The organism is Alkalihalobacillus sp. MEB130, from assembly GCF_032335535.1.
Classification (GTDB): domain Bacteria; phylum Bacillota; class Bacilli; order Bacillales; family Bacillaceae_D; genus Halalkalibacter.
Window position 1 is genome coordinate 1 of sequence record NZ_JAOANA010000031.1, and the last position, 19002, is coordinate 19002.

General features: G+C 40.1%; 15 protein-coding genes, 10 tRNA genes and 2 rRNA genes. 21 read left to right on the plus strand and 6 right to left on the minus strand.

Annotated elements, in window-relative coordinates:
- The 4 genes from N0O92_RS21490 to N0O92_RS21505 all read left to right on the plus strand — a co-directional run.
- A 23S ribosomal RNA gene (locus N0O92_RS21490) occupies nt 1-105 on the plus strand; the annotation flags it as partial.
- Between the two features lie 68 nt (nt 106-173).
- Nucleotides 174-289 (plus strand): 5S ribosomal RNA (rrf, locus tag N0O92_RS21495).
- Nucleotides 290-296: 7 nt separating this feature from the next.
- Nucleotides 297-371 (plus strand) — tRNA-Asn (locus N0O92_RS21500).
- Nucleotides 372-378: 7 nt separating this feature from the next.
- Nucleotides 379-454: transfer RNA gene (locus N0O92_RS21505), tRNA-Thr, on the plus strand.
- Nucleotides 455-699: 245 nt separating this feature from the next.
- Here N0O92_RS21505 and betB read toward each other — a convergent pair.
- The 5 genes from betB to N0O92_RS21530 form a co-directional block, all read right to left on the minus strand.
- Nucleotides 700-2172 (minus strand): betaine-aldehyde dehydrogenase, encoded by a 1473-nt coding sequence (betB, locus tag N0O92_RS21510; RefSeq protein WP_315616847.1) that lies wholly within the window; start codon nt 2170-2172, stop codon nt 700-702.
- Nucleotides 2173-2251: 79 nt separating this feature from the next.
- A complete protein-coding gene (locus N0O92_RS21515; RefSeq protein WP_315616849.1) occupies nt 2252-2611 on the minus strand; it encodes a Rieske (2Fe-2S) protein in 360 nt (119 codons plus the stop codon).
- A gap of 11 nt (nt 2612-2622) precedes the next feature.
- On the minus strand, nt 2623-3684 hold the full coding sequence (locus tag N0O92_RS21520; RefSeq protein ID WP_315616850.1) for an amidohydrolase family protein: 1062 nt from the start codon (nt 3682-3684) through the stop codon (nt 2623-2625).
- Nucleotides 3685-3931: 247 nt separating this feature from the next.
- Nucleotides 3932-5470, minus strand: coding sequence for a BCCT family transporter (locus N0O92_RS21525; RefSeq protein WP_315616852.1), 1539 nt, complete (start codon nt 5468-5470; stop codon nt 3932-3934).
- Nucleotides 5471-5717: 247 nt separating this feature from the next.
- Nucleotides 5718-5900, minus strand: coding sequence for a hypothetical protein (locus tag N0O92_RS21530; RefSeq protein WP_315616854.1), 183 nt, complete (start codon nt 5898-5900; stop codon nt 5718-5720).
- A gap of 143 nt (nt 5901-6043) precedes the next feature.
- Here N0O92_RS21530 and N0O92_RS21535 point away from each other — a divergent pair.
- From N0O92_RS21535 to N0O92_RS21570, 8 genes are all read left to right on the plus strand, one after another.
- Nucleotides 6044-6118, plus strand: a tRNA-Glu gene (locus tag N0O92_RS21535).
- Nucleotides 6119-6125: 7 nt separating this feature from the next.
- Nucleotides 6126-6201, plus strand: a tRNA-Val gene (locus N0O92_RS21540).
- A gap of 3 nt (nt 6202-6204) precedes the next feature.
- Nucleotides 6205-6277, plus strand: a tRNA-Thr gene (locus tag N0O92_RS21545).
- Between the two features lie 18 nt (nt 6278-6295).
- Nucleotides 6296-6380: transfer RNA gene (locus N0O92_RS21550), tRNA-Tyr, on the plus strand.
- A gap of 4 nt (nt 6381-6384) precedes the next feature.
- Nucleotides 6385-6459: transfer RNA gene (locus N0O92_RS21555), tRNA-Gln, on the plus strand.
- A gap of 55 nt (nt 6460-6514) precedes the next feature.
- A tRNA-Lys gene (locus tag N0O92_RS21560) sits at nt 6515-6590 on the plus strand.
- A gap of 12 nt (nt 6591-6602) precedes the next feature.
- Nucleotides 6603-6677: transfer RNA gene (locus N0O92_RS21565), tRNA-Gly, on the plus strand.
- A 9-nt stretch (nt 6678-6686) separates the two neighbouring features.
- Nucleotides 6687-6759: transfer RNA gene (locus tag N0O92_RS21570), tRNA-Ala, on the plus strand.
- A 59-nt stretch (nt 6760-6818) separates the two neighbouring features.
- Here the strand turns inward: N0O92_RS21570 and N0O92_RS21575 are convergent.
- Entirely contained in the window at nt 6819-6989 is a 171-nt protein-coding gene (locus N0O92_RS21575) for a Spo0E family sporulation regulatory protein-aspartic acid phosphatase (RefSeq protein WP_315616856.1), read from the minus strand.
- Nucleotides 6990-7194: 205 nt separating this feature from the next.
- Here N0O92_RS21575 and sigW point away from each other — a divergent pair, with 205 nt between their 5' ends.
- From sigW to N0O92_RS21620, 9 genes are all read left to right on the plus strand, one after another.
- Nucleotides 7195-7758 (plus strand): RNA polymerase sigma factor SigW, encoded by a 564-nt coding sequence (gene sigW, locus N0O92_RS21580; protein WP_315616858.1) that lies wholly within the window; start codon nt 7195-7197, stop codon nt 7756-7758.
- Between the two features lie 16 nt (nt 7759-7774).
- Nucleotides 7775-8413 carry a zf-HC2 domain-containing protein gene (locus tag N0O92_RS21585; protein ID WP_315616859.1) on the plus strand — a complete coding sequence of 213 codons (639 nt, stop codon included), beginning with the start codon at nt 7775-7777 and terminating at the stop codon, nt 8411-8413.
- A gap of 125 nt (nt 8414-8538) precedes the next feature.
- Nucleotides 8539-9363 (plus strand): diadenylate cyclase CdaA, encoded by an 825-nt coding sequence (gene cdaA, locus N0O92_RS21590; RefSeq protein WP_315616861.1) that lies wholly within the window; start codon nt 8539-8541, stop codon nt 9361-9363.
- The gene (locus N0O92_RS21595) at nt 9356-10588 is read left to right on the plus strand and encodes a CdaR family protein (protein WP_315616863.1); all 1233 of its coding nucleotides are present in this window, start codon (nt 9356-9358) and stop codon (nt 10586-10588) included. The genes cdaA and N0O92_RS21595 overlap by 8 nt, the downstream gene beginning before the upstream one ends.
- Before the next feature lie 26 nt (nt 10589-10614).
- Complete coding sequence (gene glmM, locus N0O92_RS21600; RefSeq protein WP_315616865.1) at nt 10615-11961, plus strand: phosphoglucosamine mutase; 1347 nt, start codon at nt 10615-10617, stop codon at nt 11959-11961.
- Between the two features lie 395 nt (nt 11962-12356).
- Complete coding sequence (gene glmS, locus N0O92_RS21605) at nt 12357-14159, plus strand: glutamine--fructose-6-phosphate transaminase (isomerizing) (protein WP_315616868.1); 1803 nt, start codon at nt 12357-12359, stop codon at nt 14157-14159.
- 198 nt (nt 14160-14357) lie between these two features.
- Nucleotides 14358-15692, plus strand: coding sequence for a xylose isomerase (gene xylA / locus N0O92_RS21610; protein WP_315616870.1), 1335 nt, complete (start codon nt 14358-14360; stop codon nt 15690-15692).
- A 112-nt stretch (nt 15693-15804) separates the two neighbouring features.
- A complete protein-coding gene (gene tkt / locus N0O92_RS21615) occupies nt 15805-17817 on the plus strand; it encodes a transketolase (protein ID WP_315616872.1) in 2013 nt (670 codons plus the stop codon).
- A gap of 29 nt (nt 17818-17846) precedes the next feature.
- Complete coding sequence (locus N0O92_RS21620; RefSeq protein WP_315616874.1) at nt 17847-18893, plus strand: aldose epimerase family protein; 1047 nt, start codon at nt 17847-17849, stop codon at nt 18891-18893.
- Nucleotides 18894-19002 lie beyond the last annotated feature (109 nt).

Here is a 19002-nt window from a genome sequence, read left to right on the forward strand (position 1 = left end):
TTAATCCAGTAAGACCCCTTAGAGATGATGAGGTTGATAGGTCTGGTGTGGAAGCGTGGCGACACGTGGAGCTGACAGATACTAATCGGTCGAGGACTTATCCAATATTATTCTTGATATGTTTCTATAACGCATTATCTAGTTTTGAGAGAACTATTCTTTCAATTCTATAGTCTGGTGGCGATAGCGAAGAGGTCACACCCGTTCCCATGCCGAACACGGTCGTTAAGCTCTTTTGCGCCGATGGTAGTTGGGGGCTTCCCCCTGTGAGAGTAGGACGTTGCCAGGCAAACCGTTCCACAGTAGCTCAGTGGTAGAGCAATCGGCTGTTAACCGATCGGTCGTAGGTTCGAGTCCTACCTGTGGAGCCATTTTTATGCTTCCATAGCTCAGCCGGTAGAGCACTACCATGGTAAGGTAGGGGTCAGCGGTTCAAGTCCGCTTGGAAGCTCCAGAAGAATACATATATTACGCGCCTTTTTAGCAATTGCTAAAAAGGCGCTTTTTGTTGCATTGTCATTTTGTAGCCCACTAGGCCAAAGTAGGATTCCTCTAATTTTCCTATTGCTCGTGAAATGCGAAGTCTTATTTGTTTTATAGAAAGAGTGGGTTCAATAATCCTTATTGTATTACTGAACCCGATGAAAGATTAGATGGCTAGATTTGTGTTGGAAAAAGCTAGTGGGTTAGTGGAGATTCCTACTTAAACCAGTTAATAGGTTCTGGTTTTAAGTTGTGTAATATATGTTTCGTTTCGGTATATTCTTCTAGTCCAAGCTTCCCGAGTTCTCGGCCAATGCCAGATTGTTTGAAGCCGCCCCATGGTGCGTGAGGGAAATAGACATTAAAGTCATTAATCCATACCGTTCCCATTCGCATTTGAGCAACACAACGCTCTGCTTTAGCAAGGTCATTTGTCCAAACACCGCCAGCTAGACCATAGATCGAGTCATTAGCAAGTTTAATAGCTTCTTCTTCTGTTGTGAATGTTTCCACTGTAATGATGGGGCCAAATGCCTCATCTTGGACAATCTTCATTTCAGTTGTGCATTTTGTGAAAATAGTTGGTAAATAGAAGAAACCTTTCTCAAGGGCAGGGTCTTCTGGGCGCTTACCACCAACAACAACCTTTGCTCCTTCTTTTTTCCCTGTCTCAACATATTTTTCTACTTTTTCTAAGTGCTCAGCAGAAATAAGAGGCCCCATTTGGGTTTCTTCATCAAAACCGCTGCCTAATTTTATGTTTGTTACACGTTCTACTAATGCATCAACGAACTTGTCATGAATGGTTTCTTCAACGATTAGTCTCGTTCCAGCTGAACATATTTGTCCTGCGTGGAAAAAGACGGCATTCATTGCTTGGTCTATCGCAGTTTCAAAGTCTGCATCAGCAAATACTACATTAGGATTTTTCCCTCCAAGTTCAAGAGCCAATTTCTTTACATTAATGCTAGCAGCTTGCATAATTTTCTTTCCTGTTTCTATTCCACCTGTAAAGGAAATCAAATCTATGTCTACATTTCTAGACAGTTCGGCACCTACTGTGTTTCCTGCTCCTAGAACGAGGTTAACTACTCCCGCTGGTACACCGGCTTCTTCCATCAATTCGAAAACCTTTATGGTAGTAAGTGGCGTAATTTCACTTGGTTTCATAATGAGCGTGTTACCAGTAGCTAAAGCAGGTGCTAGTTTCCAAGAAGCTTGGAGTAATGGGTAGTTCCAAGGGGTAATTTGCCCGCAAACCCCAACAGGTTCACGAACGACCTTACTTACCGTATTTGGAATAGGGGAATCAATGATTTCACCACCATCTTTGTCAGCTAACTCTGCATAATAGCGAAAGACCCCAGCGATATCATCCATATCGACGCGGCTTTCTTCAACGGTTTTTCCGGTATCTAATGATTCTAGTTCTGCTAGTTCTTCTTTATCTCTTTCAATTAATTCGGCAATTTTACGGACAATAGCTCCACGTTCGGTTGCAGGTGTTTTCGTCCAATTACCTTGATCAAATGCTTTTCTAGCCGCAGCTATAGCAGCCTTCGTATCAGATTCGTCTCCTTCAGCAACTGTTGCGATCACCTCTTGGTTAAATGGATTAATGATCTGGCGTGTTTGCCCACTAATTGCTTTCATCCATTGTCCATCTATGTACATCTTTTGTATTTTCATAGAGTCCTTTTCCTCCTTTTCAAAAACTGAACGCTCTCCATTCTTAAGGGTAAGCGTTCAGGTAAGTCTAGGTTTTCTGTTATTTGTAGACAATGACCTCTTCATTTTCTACTCGTACTTGAAAGTTTGCGAGTTTTTGCTTAGGGTTTGCTAGCATTCTACCTTCATTTGTAATATCGAATTCTCTGCCATGCCATGGACAACGGATGATTTCACCTTTTCTGCAGTAGTGGTAGTCACCAGGTTTACTTTGTTCCGTTGTGGCCCCACAGATTATTCCCTTTTCAAGACGAGCGCCTTGATGGGTGCATTGATTTAAAAAAGCATAATATTCCCCATCCAATGTGCGGCAGATTAATACATTTTTCTCTCCGAAATAAGAAGCCATCATTTGGCCAGGCTCTAAATCTGTTGTTTTACATACGACTTGTTCTTTCATACATAGCCCTCCTATGAATTGGGTAGTTTTGGATAAAATGCTTTTGCGTTCTCTGAAAAAATTTTCTTCTTTAACTCAAAGTCTAAGTTAGGTAGTGCACGTGTGGGTGAATCGTAATCCCAGTGCGGATAGTCTGTAGAGAAGCATAAGATTTCATCGGTACCCATTTGATCAATAAGAGACATAAATTCTTTTTTATTCAGCTCTTCAGCTGGTTGAGTTGTAACTCTAATTTGCTCTTTGAATATGTCACTTGGCTTTCTTTTTAACCAAGGTACTTCATGGCGTAAATCACGGTATTGTTGATCCATTTTCCACATGATATGTGGTACCCAAGTGAAACCACCTTCGATCATCATTAGTCCAAGGTTAGGGAACTTATCAAAAACACCATTAAAAATCATGTTAGTAACTTGTTTCATGTGAGCTGTAGGAATCAATGTATGCCACTCAATAAAGTATCTAGGCCATTTCCCGTAATATACTGGGGGTTCATTATGGTGCATACCAATCATGAGATTATGTTTTTGGGCCGCTTCAAAAATTGGATGGTAATAAGGATCACCCCACATAATGTCATCTATTGGGAGTAGGACTTGAACCATTTTTGGATGAGATCCAACCCTTTCAATTTCTTTAATGGCTGCGTCGCGGTCCTGGGCTGCGATATGAACAGACCCATACAAACGTTCATCTTTTTCTAACCATTCTTCAATTTGCCAATTATTATAGGCGGTCGCTAAGGCTGTTGCCATTTCATACCACCCATGCATAGAGGATGGTGACGGGTCTAAGGCACTTGTTAAAATGCCGTACTCATGACCAACATCATCTAGTAGCTGTTTTTGCATAAAAGCTAAGTCCGATCCAGCCGGGCGCCCATCAGGTAGAATCGCATCAGCCCGGTCTACACCAGCTGTAGCAGGTTGAGTATAGGGCATGTGCTTTTCTTGAATCCAATTACAATTAGTAATGTAGTGTTTAAATGGTTCATCAAGATATTTTAGAATATCCTTGTATTGAACACGTTCATGAATATCTGTATCAACAATTCGTATTTGATCTTTAGCCAAAGTACATCCCCCCGGTTAAGTAAAATTTAGAATATTTTTATATTAACAGCGCTTCATTACTATCTCCAAACCCGTTGAGTGGCAATTAGTTCGGACCAGCTAGCTCAGTGAAGCTCAGTGAAGGCCAGTGAAGGTCAGTGACAGTTTTTTAATTTTTACTTCAAATCCAAGACAAAAAACCATCCTCAACAAATAAATGCTAAGGATGGTAAGTGCTAGGTCAAAGCAAGAGCCTTGACCCAAGTGATTAACCAATTTTATTAATGGATTCATTCTTTTCTTTCTTCCAACTTTTTTTATTCGCCTTTACGGCACCGTCTTGGTTTGCAGCTTTGTAAAATGAGACACCCATTAGTAACATGACGACGGAAAATGGCAGTGCAGCAATAATCAACATATTTTGCAATCCTTGTGTACCACCAAAATAAACGATGATGGCAGCCATTGCAGACATAGCAAGCCCCCAAACAATCTTAACAGAGTTAGCGGGATTGATAGATCCATTTGTACTTAACATTCCAAGGACAAACGTCGCTGAGTCTGCTGATGTAATGAAAAAGATAGCTATGACGACTATCGTTAGGAGTGACATCAATTCACCTAATGGATAATGCTGAAGGACCCCAAACGTTGTCGTTTCAAGGGAGTAGTCGGAAATAATAGCAAGTCCGTTTTGTTCTAAGTTTAGCGCAGATACTCCAAATACAGTAAAAAAGATAAAGCAGACAAATGCAGGGACAAAAAGTACACCAAGCATGAACTCTTTGATAGTACGTCCTCTGGAAATTCTCGCAATAAAAATTCCTACAAATGGAGCCCATGAGATCCACCACGCCCAGTAGAAAATGGTCCAATTATCAATCCAAGTCCGGCCTGTTTCATTTAAGGGTGAAATGCGAAAACTCATATCAAAAAAGTTCGTTATATAACTTCCGATTGTCGCTGTATACATGTTCAAGATATATAACGTAGGACCAACAATAAACAGCATAATCATAAGAACTAGTCCAAGTCCCATATTGATATTGCTTAAATATTTAATTCCTTTTCCTATACCAGACCATGCCGAGTAGATAAATAAAGCTGTAGCAATAGCTAAAATAAGTAGCTGCATTCCATATGTGTTCGGTGTATGAAAAAGGAAGGATAACCCACCATTAATCTGAGCTGATCCAAACCCAAGAGTGGATGCAACGCCTACTACAGTTGCAAAAATAGCAAGTGTGTCAATTAATTTTCCAGGTAGCCCTTGCATATGTTTTTCACCGAAAAGTGGAATAAGAGTAGCACTAATTAAGCCAGGTAAACCTTTTCGAAATTTAAAGTAGGCTAATGCTAATGCCACAATCCCATAAACGGCCCAAGCATGAATACCCCAATGAAAAAATGAATACTGAAGCGACTGCTTAATGGCTTCATCTGATCCAGCTTCAGCAGTTGGTGGACTAATAAATGCATGGGAAATTGGCTCAGCTGTTGTCCAAAAAACCAATCCCATCCCCATTCCCGCACTAAACAACATAGCAAACCACGAAAGTAAGCTAAACTCGGGGCGGTCACTTTCTTTACCTAATTTAATTTTTCCAAAGCGGGAAAAAATAAGGTAGATACAGAAAGACAAAAATAGCATAATAATCAATAAGTAATACCAGCCAAAAGCTTCAGAAATATACGTTGTCACATTTGAAGATACGGCCTGTAAGTGACTAGGAGCAAGTGCACCCCAAAAGACAAATACGGCGCAAATAGAAAGTGAATACCAAAAGACTGCACTTTCATTCTTCACACTCTCACCTCATTTCAAGAATTAACGAATTAAACTAGGTTATTATCTCTTAATTTACCAAATTAATCAAATAGACTATAAGGTTGTGTCAGAAAAGCGAGCAGTTTTTATGTAGTAGTAGCAATATCGTAGTAATGTAAGAGCGAGGACCGTATACCTTTTTGGAAAACTCGTCTCATCAAAAAAAACTTCCTGTAAAAATCTGTACAGGAAGCGGGTCTAAGTATGGGGCCATTATCTAAGGATGTTATCTTTTAAGTAATTGATTTGGCGTTAACCCTGTTATCGTTTTGACTAGCTTGCTGTCGATACCATAATCAAGCATACATTCTGCTACTTGTATTTTTGTTTCTTCTTTTGCTTTATGTTGTACATAGTCTAAAAGGGTTATTAATTCTTGTCTCGAATAAAAAGGTTTATGATCATTCACTTGTCATCACCTCAGGTTATTTTCTTTAGTATAACGAATGTACGTTCGTATTTTCAAGAGGTGAAAAAATAAATAATTTTTTTATTAAAACCTCTTGCAAGTTATTTTATATTTAGATATAATACTTTTTGTCAGTAATTAATGGCCCGTTGGTCAAGCGGTTAAGACACCGCCCTTTCACGGCGGTAACACGGGTTCGAATCCCGTACGGGTCACCAATTATATGGAGGATTAGCTCAGCTGGGAGAGCACCTGCCTTACAAGCAGGGGGTCGGCGGTTCGATCCCGTCATCCTCCACCATATGCCGGCCTAGCTCAATTGGTAGAGCAACTGACTTGTAATCAGTAGGTTGGGGGTTCAAGTCCTCTGGCCGGCATCGTTACATTTACATAGTGGAGGGGTAGCGAAGTGGCTAAACGCGGCGGACTGTAAATCCGCTCCCTCCGGGTTCGGCGGTTCGAATCCGTCCCCCTCCACCATTTTTGGGCTATCGCCAAGCGGTAAGGCAACGGATTTTGATTCCGTCATGCGTAGGTTCGAATCCTGCTAGCCCAGCCATTTTTTTGAAGGTGATTGCTTTCTGTTATAGTCAATGATCGCCATTTTATTTTGTGAGCCATTAGCTCAGTTGGTAGAGCATCTGACTTTTAATCAGAGGGTCGAAGGTTCGAGTCCTTCATGGCTCACCATGTTACATTTATGCGGAAGTAGTTCAGTGGTAGAACACCACCTTGCCAAGGTGGGGGTCGCGGGTTCGAATCCCGTCTTCCGCTCCAAGAGTTCTTGGGGCCTTAGCTCAGCTGGGAGAGCGCCTGCCTTGCACGCAGGAGGTCAGCGGTTCGATCCCGCTAGGCTCCATATATATTGCAAAATCAAGCCATAGAGTGAATCTATGGCTTTTTCTTTTTGGGTTTTCTTTATAGATTGGACTTGTTCGTTAATGAAGCATATTTATTCAAAAGTTCATCAAGTTTATGACTATAAGAAATCATTTCTTCTGATATGAGTGGCGTGTTTTTTGCTTTTTCATTTAATAATCTTCTATACCGTTCAATGTCTTCTAAAAGATGTTGTTTGTCTATAGTCATTTCTATCACATCCTTTAATCAAAGGTACGTTTTGATCTGAAAGAAAAAGTATGTAGTTGTTCTATACCCAAATTCCCCCATAATAAACATAAAATTCATGTTATGATAAGGTGTATCTAAGAAAATATTTATTTTTAAATATAGTGAAACGTAGTCGGTATATAAGACGTAATACAAGATAATGAATGTAGGTAGGGGTAGTTGGATGGATACAATTGTAAAAAGGTTAATCCGGGAAGTGAGGAAAGGTGATCAACAGGCGTTTTCGGAAATTGTAGAGCTTTATAAGGATAAAGTATATCAAGTAGCGTACCGAATGGTTGGGAATGTGCACGAGGCACAAGATGTCGCGCAGGAAGCCTTTTTACGTGCCTATACAAACATTGATCGATTTGACGTGAATCGGAAATTTTCTACTTGGTTATTTCGGATTGCAACAAATGTAGCAATCGATCGGTTACGCAAGAAAAAGCCTGACTTTTATCTTCAAGATGAGGTGAAAGGGTCAGAAGGGTTGACCATTGAATCACAATTGGCAGCAGATGATGATCGACCTGAAGATCAAGTAGTAACAATAGAAATGCAAGAGTGGGTTCAGGATGAAATTAATCAACTCCCTCCTAAATATCGTACAGCGATTATTCTTAAATATATAGAAGATTTGTCGATTAGTGAAATTAGTGAAATCCTTGATATTCCTCAAGCAACAGTTAAGACAAGGGTTCATCGAGGACGAGAAGCACTTAGGAAGAGAATGCGCCATGTATAGGGAGGGGTGTAATAACATGAAGTGTGAACAACATTATGAAGATTTAATTCAAAAAGTGGTTGATTGTGAAGCAACAGAGGAAGAAAAAAAGCAACTAGATGCTCATTTGACTACTTGTGCTTCCTGTAAACAACACCTTCACGAATTGAAAAAAGTAATTGCTTTTGTTCAAAGCTCGTCTCACATAGAAGCACCTGCAGGGTTTACAGAAGGTGTTATGGCTAAGTTGCCAGAACGTAAGCGAGTATCGAATTGGAAGCAATGGACACGAAAACACCCAATTCTCGTTTCGGCAGCTGTGTTCTTTCTCTTAATGTTTGCAAGTTTAGCTTCAGTTTGGAACGCTGGGAATGAACAAGTGGCTGTTACTGGTTCTGGGAATATTCAAATAGATCAAGCAAGTGGAAAAGTGATTGTTCCTGAAGGTGAAGTCATCCAAGGCGACTTGGTCGTTAGAAATGGATTGCTACAAGTCGATGGAGAAGTTCAAGGAAATGTATTATTAGTAAACAGTGAAGCGTATTATGCTTCTGTTGGGCATGTTTCCGGAGAGGTTCAGGAGTTGAATCAGGCGCTTGAATGGGTATGGTACAATATAAAAAGTTTTGTAAAAGATGTTGTTTCTATTAATAATGATGAGGGCTCTAAACAATAAGGGCTCTTTTCTCCTATATAGAATTTAAACATTGGCATTAGACTGTGATATAATGGGACAAGGAAAAGGGGGCCTTAAATAAAGGTCTCTCTTTTGATGTATGTTAATGGTTTGGAGGAAGAGCCATGTTTTCTTTGGAGGAATTTCGTTTGCTCAATTATTTCGGGCAAATTATTGATATATTACTCGTTACCTACGTTGTCTATAAAGCGATTATGATTATTAGAGGGACACGAGCGGTACAACTGGTTAAAGGAATTACGGTTATATTAGCTGTCTGGTTTTTAAGTAGATTTTTAGGCTTACGCACGCTAGAGTTTTTAATGAACCAAACATTTACATACGGTCTGCTTGCCATTATTATTATTTTCCAACCTGAGCTAAGAAGAGCTTTAGAGCAGTTGGGTAGAGGGCGCTTTTTTTCTAGCCGAACAGCACCTCAGGATGATTCGGCGAAAAAATCGATTGATGCTATTGTAAAAGCATCGTCCTATATGGGCAAGCGAAGAATAGGGGCATTAATGTCTCTTGAAAGAGAGACTGGGATGACAGATTATGTAGAGACGGGAATTCAAATGAATGCCCATTTAACGTCTGAATTGCTCATTAATACGTTTATTCCCAATACACCTCTACATGATGGTGCAGTTATCTTAAAAGACAATACGATTTTGGCTGCAGCCTGTTATTTGCCTTTATCCGAAAATCCTTTTATCTCAAAAGAGTTAGGGACAAGACACCGAGCTGCTTTAGGAGTAAGTGAAGTAACAGATTCTATTACTATTGTTGTCTCGGAGGAAACAGGAAGTATTTCTCTTACAAAAAATGGAGAATTGCACCGGGAGTTAGATGAAGAAAAGTTGCGCCAATTGTTAGAGAGAGAACTGTTATTTGAAAGTAAGCAAGCAACCGCTTCACGTTGGCAGTGGGGAGGAAAGAAAAATGGATAAATTGTTTAATAGCCATTGGTTTGTTAAAATTATCTCTTTCTTTATTGCGTTAATGCTCTTTACCATGGTGAATATTGATAACATGGCTTCTCAGCCTGGTGTCTTGCCAACCATTTCTCCAGCTTCCTATACGTTAGAAGATGTTGAATTAGTCGTTCATTACGATGAGGAGAATTATGCGATTACCGATAAGACGGAGCACGTTCAAGTCAATTTGAAAGGACCTCAAGGCTCTTTAACTTTATTCCAATTAACAAGGCCATCTTATGAAGTATTTGTAGATGTGAGGGAACGGGGAGAAGGAGTTCATACATTGAGTGTACAACATCGGAATTTCCCGAGTGACTTAAGTGTATCCATTGTTCCTCAGTATGTAAGGGTCGAATTACAGGAGAAACAAACGGTTTCATTCCCTGTTCAAGTCGACATTATTAATTCAAATGAAGTTGAAGAAGGTTATACGGTAGGGACGCCAATTGTCTCGCCATTAAATGTCGATGTTACCGCGGCTAGAAGTCTAGTAGCTGAAGTTCATGAGGTGAAAGCTTATGTGGATGTTGCTGGAGCTGACCGTGCATTAGAAGAGACGACGCCTGTTAGACTTTATGATGAAGATGGAAATGAATTGACGTTATCAGTCGATCCGCAAGTTGTTGATGTTCGAGTTCCGATTACTAGTCCCAATCGAACGGTCCCAGCTAGAGTCACGCGTGTTGGTGAATTACCGGATGGGGTAAGTATTAATGAACTGAAAGTGGAACCAGAGGAATTAACAGTGTATGGACCAAGAGACGTTATTGATCGAATGAATGTGATTGAAGTGGGAGAACTCGACCTTACGGAATTAACGGAAAGTCAAACGATCGAGATGGATGTTCCGATTCCACCAGGAGTGGAACGGGTATCACCTGAAACAGTAACTGTGACGGTCTCTATTAGTGCAGAAGAGACAGAAGAGTTTACGGATGTACCAATAGAAGTAATTGGTGGCCGAGAAGGGGAAGAGATATCGTTTGACGGTAATACAACGAGAGAAGTAACAATTGCAGCTAGAGGATCAGAAGAATCATTGGCAAAATTGCAATTGACGGATATACAAGCGTTTATAGATGTGAGCGATTTATCAACAGGAGTGCACGAGGTGGGGGTTCAAATAAACGGACCTCCGAATATTCGCTTTAGTACGATGGAAGAGACGATTCCAATTGAGATTATATCGCAGTGATGATGTTTGAAGGAGAGAATAGGAAAATGGGAAATTATTTTGGTACTGATGGTGTTCGCGGGGTTGCCAATACGGAGCTAACTCCAGAACTTGCGTTTAAATTAGGTAGAATGGGTGGATATGTTCTAACGAAAGATACGGAAAAGCCACGAGTCGTTATAGGTCGTGACACACGAATTTCAGGGGAAATGCTTGAAAGTGCCCTAGTAGCAGGGCTTCTATCAATTGGTGCAGAAGTTATGCGCTTAGGGGTTATCTCGACTCCTGGTGTAGCTTTCTTAACAAAGGCATTAAGTGCAAATGCAGGTGTCATGATTTCGGCTTCTCACAACCCAGTTCCTGATAACGGAATTAAGTTCTTCGGACCAGATGGATTTAAATTATTAGATAAGCAAGAGGAAGAAATTGAACGCCTTTTAGATAGTGAAGATGAACTTCCGAGACCAACAGGAGGAGCTCTTGGAATTATAACGGATTACTTTGAAGGTGGACAAAAGTATCTTCAATATTTAAAACAAACGGTCCAAGAAGATTTCTCTGGCATTCATATTGCTTTAGATTGTGCTCATGGAGCAGCTTCTTCGCTTGCACCTCACTTGTTTGCGGATCTCGAAGCTGATATTTCAACAATGGGGACATCACCAAATGGAATTAATATAAATGAACAATGTGGATCGACTCATCCGGAGGCGTTATCGGCTTTTGTTCTAGAGAAAGGTGCACAAATTGGTCTTGCTTTTGATGGAGATGCTGATCGTTTAATTGCTGTGGATGAAAATGGTGATATTGTAGACGGTGATAAAATCATGTTTATTTGTGCGAAATACATGAAGGAACAAGGCTGGCTCAACCACGGCACTGTTGTTTCAACTGTCATGAGTAATCTTGGTTTCTACAAAGGGCTTGAGGAATTAGGAATTGAAACTAAGCAAACGGCTGTAGGGGACCGTTACGTTATGGAGGAAATGAGAAAAGGCGGGTATAATATTGGCGGAGAGCAATCTGGCCATATTATTTTCTTAGATCATATTACAACAGGTGATGGTTTGCTTTCAGCATTACAACTCGTGAACATTATGAAGGTAACGAATAAACCGTTGTCGAAACTCGCAGCAGACATGGAAACTTTCCCGCAAAAACTAGTGAACGTTCGGGTTACTGACAAACATGCCGTAACAGAGAATGCGAAAGTAAGTGCCGTTATTGCAGAAGTAGAATCTGAAATGAATGGGGAAGGTCGGGTTCTCGTTCGTCCATCTGGAACAGAGCCGCTTGTCCGTGTCATGATTGAAGCAAAGACAACAGAGCTTTGTGATCAGTATGTTGATAAGATTGCAGAAGTGGTAAAGGAAGAAATGGGATTAAACGAATAAATAAAATATGCATAAGCAGCACCAAACAAGCTGCTTATGCATATTTTTTATTAGAGAGTTAAGGAACTCTCGAAAAAGATGTTAATTTCTTACTGCTGATTGACGATTTTGAAACAGTAAGGTATGATAAAGCAAGTCAATAATGGAGAGGAGGATCGAAGGAAATATAACTTTAAAGCGCCTGGACTATAGTAGATATAGTTGACGAGGAGAGGGAGTATCGAATGTTCGGCGGATGCCCTCCGGTTGGTAGCATGACAACCGTTAGACTTCTGTGAAAAAACAAAGAGGCAACTCTTTGCACAAAGCCAGAAGTAAGCATGCCTCTAAAAATTTAAGAGTGGGGGTAAGTATGCCCTCAAGCTTCTTGCCCCCTATTCGGGAGGTAACTATTTATGTGCGGAATTGTTGGATATATTGGATCAGAAGATGCGAAGGAAATATTACTACGAGGTTTAGAAAAGTTAGAGTACCGTGGATATGACTCTGCTGGTATTGCCATTGCAAATGAAGAGGGTGTTCACGTTTTTAAAGAAAAAGGACGTATTGCAGCCCTTCGTAATGTTGTTGATGAGCACGTTTTTGGTACAGCTGGGATTGGTCATACGCGTTGGGCGACTCACGGTGTACCAAGTCGAGCAAATGCTCACCCTCATCAAAGTGAAACAGCAAGGTTCACGCTTGTTCATAATGGGGTTATCGAAAACTATGAGCAATTAAAAGCAGAGTATTTACCAAACGTACATTTAGTAAGTGAAACGGATACAGAAATTGTTGTTCAACTTATTGATCGTTTTGTTAAAGATGGTCAACAAGTGGAAGAGGCCTTTACTCACACGTTATCTTTGTTAAAAGGTTCGTATGCGATTGCGCTTCTTGATAAACAAAACTCTGATTTGGTTTATGTTGGTAAAAACAAAAGCCCACTTCTAATTGGTGTAGGTGAAGGAGTTAATGTTATTGCTTCTGATGCGATGGCTATGTTGCAAGTAACGAATCAATTTGTTGAAATTATGGATAAAGAAATTGTCCTTGTTTCACGTGATGAAATTACGATTAAAACTCTTGATGGCACAGTTATGTCTCGTTCACCTTATACAGCTGAATTAGATGCGAGTGACATTGAAAAAGGAACTTATCCTCATTTCATGTTAAAAGAGATTGATGAGCAACCTTTTGTTATTCGTAATATTATTCAGAAGTACCAAAACGAAGATGGAACGGTTCGTCTAAATGAAGACATTCGTAGTGCAATGAAATCTTCTGATCGTATTTATATCATTGCTGCAGGAACTAGCTATCATGCTGGTCTTGTTGGAAAGCAGCTAATCGAAAAGATTGCTGAGCGTCCAGTAGAAGTGCATATTGCAAGTGAATTCTTGTACAATATGCCACTTCTATCAGAAAACCCACTCTTTATTTTTATTTCACAAAGTGGAGAAACAGCAGATCTTCGTGGAGTATTAGTGGATGTAAAAGAAAAAGGCTACAAAGCATTAACCATCACGAATGTACCTGGTTCTACTCTTTCTCGTGAAGCAGACTTTACGTTACACACGTATGCAGGTCCTGAAATTGCTGTTGCTTCTACAAAAGCTTATACAGCACAAATGGCTGTTCTTACGTTGCTTGCTGTAGATACAGCAAATGCAAAAGGCATTGAGCTTGACTTTGATCCTATTCAAGAATTAGGAATTGTTGCAAGTGCAATGGAGACACTATGTGATCAAAAAGAAAGATTAGAGCAAATTGCTCGTGATTACCTAGCTGTAACGAGAAATTGTTTCTTTATCGGCCGTGCAGCAGATTACTTTGTTTGCTTGGAGGGTGCTCTTAAGTTAAAAGAGATCTCTTACATTCAAGCAGAAGGATTTGCTGGTGGAGAGTTAAAGCATGGAACGATTGCGTTAATCGAAGATGGTACTCCAGTTATTGCGATTGCTACACAAGAGCATGTTAACTTAAGCATTCGTGGGAATGTAAAGGAAGTTGCAGCTCGTGGTGCAAACCCTTGTATCATTAGCATGGAAGGTCTAGAGCATGACGGAGATGCGTTTGTTATTCCTAAAGTTCATGAGCACTTAACATCACTTGCTACCGTTATTCCGCTACAACTAATTTCTTACTATGCAGCCTTGCATCGTGATTGTGACGTTGATAAGCCACGTAACTTAGCAAAAAGCGTGACGGTTGAGTAAGTAATAATAAGTCAAAAAAGGGAGATAGCTTCTAAGCTATCTCCCTTTTTTAAAGTGTCATGATTATATGAGTAAAAGGGGATCAAAATAAATAATAAAAAAACTTAGTACGTCCGATAGACAAACTAAGTAAACGGTGATATAATTCAATTATTGAAAGCGGTTTCCAATAATCTATAAATAATGGGGGATTGAATGATGAGCTATTTTAAAAATGTTAATCAAGTGAAATTTGAAGGGTCAGGTTCTACTAATCCATTTGCGTATAAATATTATAATCCTGAAGAATTAATTAATGGGAAAACGATGGAAGAGTATCTTCGCTTTGCGGTTTCATATTGGCATACATTTACAGGGGAAGGAAATGATCCATTCGGAGCGGGAACAGCAGTACGTCCTTATAACCATTTAACAGGAATGGACTTAGCAAAAGCACGTGTGGAAGCTTCATTCGAATTTTTTGAGAAATTAGGAGTTCCATACTTCTGTTTCCACGACTTTGATGTGGCTCCTGAGTCTGATTCTTTAAGTGAAACTTTCAAGAACCTTGATGAAATTGTTGGAATGATTGAAGAATACTTAAAAACGAGCAAAGTGAAGTTATTGTGGAATACAGCTAATATGTTTACACACTCTCGTTGGTTACATGGTGCAGCAACTTCGCCAAATGCAGATATATTTGCTTATGCTGCTGCGAAAGTGAAGAAAGGTCTAGAAGTCGGTAAGCGCCTTGGTGCTGAAAACTATGTATTCTGGGGTGGACGTGAAGGATACGATACACTTCTTAACACAGATATGGGGCTTGAGCTTGATAACCTTGCTCGCTTCTTCCATATGGCAAAAGATTATGCAAACGAAATTGGATTTGATGCTCAATTCTTAATTGAACCAAAACCACAAGAGCCTACAAAACATCAGTACGATTTTGATGTGGCTACAGGACTTGCATTCTTACAAAAATACGATTTGCAAGATACATTCAAGTTTAACATTGAAGCAAACCACGCTACTCTTGCTGGTCATACATTTGAGCATGAACTACGCACAGCTCGTATTAACGGAATGTTAGGTTCAGTTGATGCTAACCAAGGGGATACATTGCTTGGTTGGGATACAGATGAATTCCCAACAGATTTATATTCTACAACATTAGCAATGTATGAAATTATTAAAAATGGCGGTCTTGGAACAGGTGGATTAAACTTTGATGCAAAAGTGCGTCGTGGTTCATTTGATACAGATGATCTATTCCACGCTCACATTGCGGGTATGGATGCATTTGCAATCGGTGCAAAAGTAGCTCAACGTCTAATTGAAGATAAAGTATTAGATCAATTTGTTGCTGACCGTTATAGCAGCTACACAACAGGAATCGGCCTTGATATTGTAGAAGGAAAAACAGACTTCCATAAGCTTGAGAAACACGCTTTATCCCTTACTGAAATTAAAAATCAGTCTGGTAGACAAGAACTACTAAAAGCGACTGTAAATAAGTATTTACTAGAGACGTTTGCAAACGTACCAGTAAAATAGTTTAATAAACCTAAAAAATGTACTGATTGCTTAGCGGTTTTCAGTACATTTTTTTAACGAGTTGTATGCAGATTTGAAAAATGACTACATATGATTTGAGGAGTGAAGGTCCATGACAGTAAAACAAGAAACAACGGAACAATTAGCGATTAACACGATTCGTACTTTGTCTATTGATAGCATTGAAAAAGCGAACTCTGGCCATCCAGGATTGCCAATGGGTGCTGCACCTATGGCATTCTCTTTATACGGAAAGAAAATGAAGCATAACCCAACAAATCCAAATTGGTTTAATCGAGATCGGTTTGTTTTATCTGCTGGCCACGGTTCTATGTTGTTATATAGTATCCTTTATCTATCTGGGTATGACGTAACGATTGATGATTTGAAACAGTTTCGCCAGTGGGGGAGCAACACTCCAGGTCATCCTGAATACGGGCATACAGCCGGTGTAGATGCTACAACGGGCCCGCTAGGTCAAGGGTTTGCTATGGCTGTTGGAATGGCAATGACGGAAAGACATTTGGCAGCTACGTTTAATCGTGAGAACTTTAACGTTGTAGACCATTATACGTACAGCATTTGCGGGGATGGCGATTTAATGGAAGGGATCTCGGCGGAAGCAGCTTCATTAGCCGGACACTTACAACTTGGAAGACTCATCGTTTTGTATGATTCCAATGATATCTCGTTAGATGGAGATCTACATCTATCATTCTCTGAAAGTGTGGAAGATCGTTTTAAAGCTTACGGATGGCACTACTTAAGAGTAAAAGATGGAAATGATCTGGATGCGGTTAATCAAGCTATTGAACTCGCAAAAGAAGATGATCGTCCAACATTAATTGAAGTGAAGACTGTTATTGGGTATGGTTCACCGAACAAAAGTGGAAAATCTGCTTCACACGGTGCTCCTCTTGGTGCTGACGAAATAAAGTTAACAAAAGCAAACTACGGTTGGAACCATGAAGAAGATTTCCATGTACCGAGCGAAGTGAGTAAGCTGTTTGAGAGCGTAAAGGAAAAGGGAGTCAAATTAGAAGAAGAGTGGAATCAGCTTATTCATCTATACCAACAGAAATTCCCTGAGCTAGGGCAGCAACTAAACCAAGCTATAAACGGCGAATTACCAATAGATTGGGACAAGAACCTCCCATCATATGAGAAAGGAGTAGACAAAGTAGCTACTCGTTCTTCAGGAGGAGATGCACTAAATGCTTTTGCTAGAAATGTTCCTACAATTTTCGGTGGTTCAGCAGACTTAGCTTCTTCAAATAAGACGATGTTAAAAGGCGAAGCCAATTTTAGCCGTGTCGATTATCGTGGTCGCAATGTTTGGTTTGGTGTTCGTGAATTTGCGATGGCATCTATGGTAAATGGAATGGCCTTACACGGAGGAGTGAAGCCATTTGGAGCGACTTTTTTCGTGTTCTCTGATTACTTACGTCCTGCTGTACGTTTGTCGGCTTTAATGAAGTTGCCAGTTACATTTGTCTTTACACATGATAGTGTAGCCGTTGGAGAAGATGGACCGACTCATGAACCAGTAGAGCAATTGTCCTCATTTCGTGCGATGCCGGGAGTAAGTGTCATTCGACCAGCGGATGGCAATGAAACCGTAGCTGCATGGAAAGCGGCACTAGAGAGCAAAGATCAACCGACTATGCTTGTATTAAGTCGCCAAGATCTTATGACCAATACAGCCTCTTTAGGTGAAGCATATGAGGGAGTGACAAAAGGGGCTTATACGATATCGCAATCAACTGGCTCGGTAAAAGGGTTATTGCTTGCTTCGGGTTCAGAAGTCCAGCTTGCGGTAGAAGCTCAAAAGCAGTTAGAAGCAGAAGGAATCTTTGTTTCCGTTGTTAGTATGCCTAGTTGGGATCGTTTTGAGCAACAGTCTGAAGAATACAAAAATGAAGTACTTCCTCCAAACGTAAAGGTACGAGTAGGCCTTGAAATGGGCTCCCCTCTAGGGTGGCATAAGTATGTAGGTGATAGAGGAGAAGTCATTGCAATTGATCAGTTTGGTGCTTCAGCTCCGGCCGCTAAAATTATGCAAGAGTATGGCTTTACTGTTGAAAATGTAGTTGCGACGATGAAAAAAGCACTAAATAAAAAATAAATATGTCTGCGCTAGGGAAGGAGGTAATGATGAAGATTTCCAAGCAGGTTTTTGGCGAGCTAGATGGGCAAAAAGTGATCTCTTTTCTTATGGAAAATGACCATGGAATGGAAGTAACTTGTCTGAATTATGGTTGTACGATTACAAGCATTCAAGTACCCGACAAAGAAGGAAGCATTGAAAATGTCGTTCTAGGTTTTGACTCACTACATGAATATATTAGTCATTCTCCATTTTTCGGTTGTATAGTAGGGCGAGTAGCAGGAAGAGTAACTAATTCAACGTTTGAGTTAGAGGGCAGTACGTATCACCTCCCCAAAAATGAAGGAGACAACCATCTACATGGAGGAAATCAAGGCTTTGATAAAGTGATATGGGAAGCTGAGATCGGCGAGAGTGTAGATGAATGTAAAGTAATTTTTAGCCATTTAAGTAGAGATGGGGATGCAGGATATCCTGGTAATGTAAAAGTGTCGGTTACCTATACGCTAAATAATAACAATGAATTACTTATTTCCTATCATGCAACAACGGATAAACGAACGATTATCAACTTAACGAATCATTCCTATTTTAATTTAAGTGGGGATGTAAAAAGAGATATTCTTACTCATGAATTAACAATCAAGAGTGACTCCTTTCTTGAATTGAGTGACTCGTTACTTCCAACAGGGAAGTTGCTTCAAGTGGAAGGAACGGCTTTTGATTTTCGAGGTGGGAGACTATTAAAGGATGGTGTTGAGTCAGATCACCAACAAAATACGCTAGTTGGTGGTGGGTATGATCATCCGCTTGTTCTTACTGAAAACCGACAAGAGGAAATTTGTTTAATCGATCACGAGAGTGGAAGACAGCTAATTGTTGAAACAGATGAGCCTGCTGTCGTTTTATATACATCTAATATGATGACTAGTGATTTTGAAATTAGAGGGGTACCGGCGAGAAAGCATTTGGGTGTTTGTCTTGAAACACAGCACCATCCCGATGCTATTCACCATCCAACATTTCCTTCGATTGTCTTAGATAAGGATCAGGAATACAAGACGATGACCAAGTATCGGTTTTCCGTAAAATAAGTAGAGAAATGAACTAGAATAATGTAGAAAGAACCGCATGTCTCTTATGAGAGAAGGCGGTTCTTTTTCTGTCTGTTTAAGGAAAGGTGAACGAGACTTGTACTCCATT

What these genes read in the sequence shown, in the direction of transcription:
- betB (WP_315616847.1), bottom strand. Translation starts at nt 2,172, where the DNA reads ATGAAAATACAAAAGATGTACATAGATGGACAATGGATGAAAGCAATT.
- N0O92_RS21515 (WP_315616849.1), bottom strand. Translation starts at nt 2,611, where the DNA reads ATGAAAGAACAAGTCGTATGTAAAACAACAGATTTAGAGCCTGGCCAA.
- N0O92_RS21575 (WP_315616856.1), bottom strand. Translation starts at nt 6,989, where the DNA reads ATGACTATAGACAAACAACATCTTTTAGAAGACATTGAACGGTATAGA.
- sigW (WP_315616858.1), top strand. Translation starts at nt 7,195, where the DNA reads ATGGATACAATTGTAAAAAGGTTAATCCGGGAAGTGAGGAAAGGTGAT.
- N0O92_RS21585 (WP_315616859.1), top strand. Translation starts at nt 7,775, where the DNA reads ATGAAGTGTGAACAACATTATGAAGATTTAATTCAAAAAGTGGTTGAT.
- cdaA (WP_315616861.1), top strand. Translation starts at nt 8,539, where the DNA reads ATGTTTTCTTTGGAGGAATTTCGTTTGCTCAATTATTTCGGGCAAATT.
- N0O92_RS21595 (WP_315616863.1), top strand. Translation starts at nt 9,356, where the DNA reads ATGGATAAATTGTTTAATAGCCATTGGTTTGTTAAAATTATCTCTTTC.
- glmM (WP_315616865.1), top strand. Translation starts at nt 10,615, where the DNA reads ATGGGAAATTATTTTGGTACTGATGGTGTTCGCGGGGTTGCCAATACG.
- glmS (WP_315616868.1), top strand. Translation starts at nt 12,357, where the DNA reads ATGTGCGGAATTGTTGGATATATTGGATCAGAAGATGCGAAGGAAATA.
- xylA (WP_315616870.1), top strand. Translation starts at nt 14,358, where the DNA reads ATGAGCTATTTTAAAAATGTTAATCAAGTGAAATTTGAAGGGTCAGGT.
- tkt (WP_315616872.1), top strand. Translation starts at nt 15,805, where the DNA reads ATGACAGTAAAACAAGAAACAACGGAACAATTAGCGATTAACACGATT.
- N0O92_RS21620 (WP_315616874.1), top strand. Translation starts at nt 17,847, where the DNA reads ATGAAGATTTCCAAGCAGGTTTTTGGCGAGCTAGATGGGCAAAAAGTG.